The following is a 1,105-nucleotide window of genomic DNA, read 5'->3' as shown; positions in this document are numbered from 1 at the left end:
GGGTAAGCGGATTAAATGGTTGATCTTACCTTTGCATGAGAGTGAGACAGACCGGCATCTCATCGGATTATCTGGTTGATGCTTCACCTACTGCTGGTGCATGTTTCCTTCGCTAATTCCAGCAAGAACCCCACACGCCTCAACTTCCCGGTCATCGTTGCAACTCGCTCTCAGTGAAACGAGTTGTTTCTCAAGCGCTTGCAGAGCGGTTATCTGCGACCGCACATGAGAGATGTGATCATCGAGCAAGGCGTTGACGGCGGTACAAGGCTGATGAGGGTCGTCCTGATAGCTCTGTAGTTCGTGAATCTCAGCCAGTGACAGGCCCAGGATTCTGCAGCGACGGATGAAGGCCAGCCCCTCACCATACTTCTCGGTATAGACACGGTAACCGTTGTCCTGCCGATCAGGCGGCGGCAACAAGCCCTGCTGTTCATAGAAGCGGATCGTCTGTGTTTCGACCCCTACCAACTGCGCCAACTGACCAATGCGCATCAGCCTCCTCCCCAACGGATTCTTTACTCTATTGACCTTATAGTAGCTTTATAGTTTTAAATGGTACCACAACATTGTTCAAGTGGAGTCGTATCATGAGCAAATCCTGTGGTGGCGCCTGTGGCGGTGATGCAACGTCCGCAGCGGATACCGATATACAGGCCTCCTCCGAGGCGCCAGGGAGATGGGTCAGTGTTTATGCCGTGCCGAAGATGGACTGTCCATCAGAAGAACGAATGATTCGCCTAGCCCTGAACGGCTTTGAGGAGATTCGGGCGCTGTCCTTCGACTTGTCGAACCGCCGGCTGAAGGTCGTGCATGACGGCGAGGTCGAGCCCGTCACCTCGAAACTGAAGACCTTGGGGCTAGGCGCCTCGCTTCAGGAAACCGTCGCTGCAAATCCGGAGACCATCAAGGCCGCCGAGTTTTCGGCAGCTTCTGCTAAGCAAGAATCCGGGACCCTGCGCTGGTTGCTCGGCATCAATGCACTTCTGTTCGTGGTGGAAATGACTGCCGGTCTGATCGCCCAGTCCACCGGCCTGATTGGAGAATCCCTGGACAATTTTGCCGATGCGGCGGTGTACGGGCTTGCCCTTTATGCGGTTGGACA

Annotated in this window: 1 protein-coding gene and 1 pseudogene; one reads left to right on the top strand and one right to left on the bottom strand. The window is 54.8% G+C overall.

Going from position 1 to position 1,105, the window contains the following annotated elements:
* Window positions 1-87 precede the first annotated feature (87 nt).
* Window positions 88-495, bottom strand: a complete 408-nt coding sequence (cadR, locus tag A11A3_RS17115; protein ID WP_008283426.1) for a Cd(II)/Pb(II)-responsive transcriptional regulator — start codon at window positions 493-495, stop codon at window positions 88-90.
* 95 nt (window positions 496-590) lie between these two features.
* Between cadR and A11A3_RS17110 the strand changes: the two are divergent.
* A pseudogene (locus tag A11A3_RS17110) lies at window positions 591-1,105 on the top strand (cation transporter); the annotation flags it as partial.

This window comes from Alcanivorax hongdengensis A-11-3, from assembly GCF_000300995.1.
GTDB classification, from domain to species: domain Bacteria; phylum Pseudomonadota; class Gammaproteobacteria; order Pseudomonadales; family Alcanivoracaceae; genus Alcanivorax; species Alcanivorax hongdengensis.
The sequence above is the reverse complement of the archived record's forward strand: the minus strand, read 5'-3'. Positions and strand labels throughout refer to the sequence as shown.